This window comes from Paenibacillus sp. 01T422, assembly GCF_056398785.1.
This window is the reverse complement of the sequence record NZ_JBFTQB010001359.1, coordinates 1-1,070: the sequence shown is the minus strand read 5'-3', so window position 1 is coordinate 1,070 and position 1,070 is coordinate 1. Positions and strand designations below refer to the sequence as shown.

Genomic DNA, 1,070 nt, shown 5'->3' with positions numbered 1-1,070 from the left:
GTTCACGGTTCTCCTCTGTGTCCTTGTCGCCGGTGTGATCATTTKGCGATATGCGTCCATCTATCAAATGAATGCGAGCATATTGAAAATGCAGGGGGAAATTCGCGAGATTCAAGCTCAGAACAGCGCTTTGAAACAGGAAGTAGAGAAGCTGCAAAGCCCTGATCGTATGAAAGAGGAAGCTGTGCGTCTCGGATTTAATTTGGATGATGGCAAGAAGGTAAGTTTAGTGACTCCAGCCAAACCGAAGACAAGCACGAGCACAAGCAGCAGTAAAAATACTAAAGCTGCTTCTAAACCGTAACGGGCAGGTATCGATATGACAAAAAAAATTAAGCTGCGTTCTTTACTCATTGGAGGGTTTTTCACCCTTCTTTTTGTTGTCCTTATTGCTAAAGTCTATTGGATTCAAGTCGTAGATGCCTCTTGGTTACTAGAGCAAGCTGAACAAAAGTGGGAGACAGACAAAATTATTGCGCCTGTTCGAGGGACCATCATGGATCGGAATAATAAGGTGCTTGCTGAAGAAGGAACCGCCTACACGGTTTCCCTGAATCCCAAAATGATCGATGGTCTGCATGCAGCCGATGATATTGCCAGAGGTTTGGCGGATATTTTGAAAGAGTCTGATATAACCAAGGCGACCCTTGAAAATAAGATCCGGGAGATTGCCACGAGAAAGAAACCGGATGGCAGTGATTTCGCTGTCAATGTCGAAATTCGCAACGAAGGTTGGAAAATTGACAAGGAAAGAGCGGATCAGGTTCGAGATTTCATTACGACCATGCAAACGCGATTGAATAAATCCGCGAAAACGAACATCGGAATCGGTATTGTGGAAGAAAAGAAACGGTATTATCCGGGTGAAACGCTAGCTTCGCATATTCTTGGATATACGAACAAAGAAGGTAAAGCTGCACTAGGCTTAGAGTTGAAGTTAGACGATACGCTTAAGGGTGTTCCTGGCAATTTAAGCTATGAAAAAGACGGCAAAGGCGTGGAGCTGCCGGATGCAAAGGTTGATTTTAAACCTGCAGAAGACGGCAATAATGTGCGTCTCACCATTGATA

The 1,070-nt window shown here is 44.3% G+C and carries 2 protein-coding genes; both read left to right on the top strand.

Going from position 1 to position 1,070, the window contains the following annotated elements:
- A partial coding sequence (locus AC1DUA_RS38725) for a septum formation initiator family protein (RefSeq protein ID WP_477504740.1) occupies positions 1-304 on the top strand: 304 nt, incomplete at its 5' end.
- A gap of 15 nt (positions 305-319) precedes the next feature.
- Positions 320-1,070, top strand: a 751-nt coding sequence (locus AC1DUA_RS38720) for a penicillin-binding protein 2 (RefSeq protein ID WP_477504739.1), incomplete at its 3' end; no start/stop codon positions are given.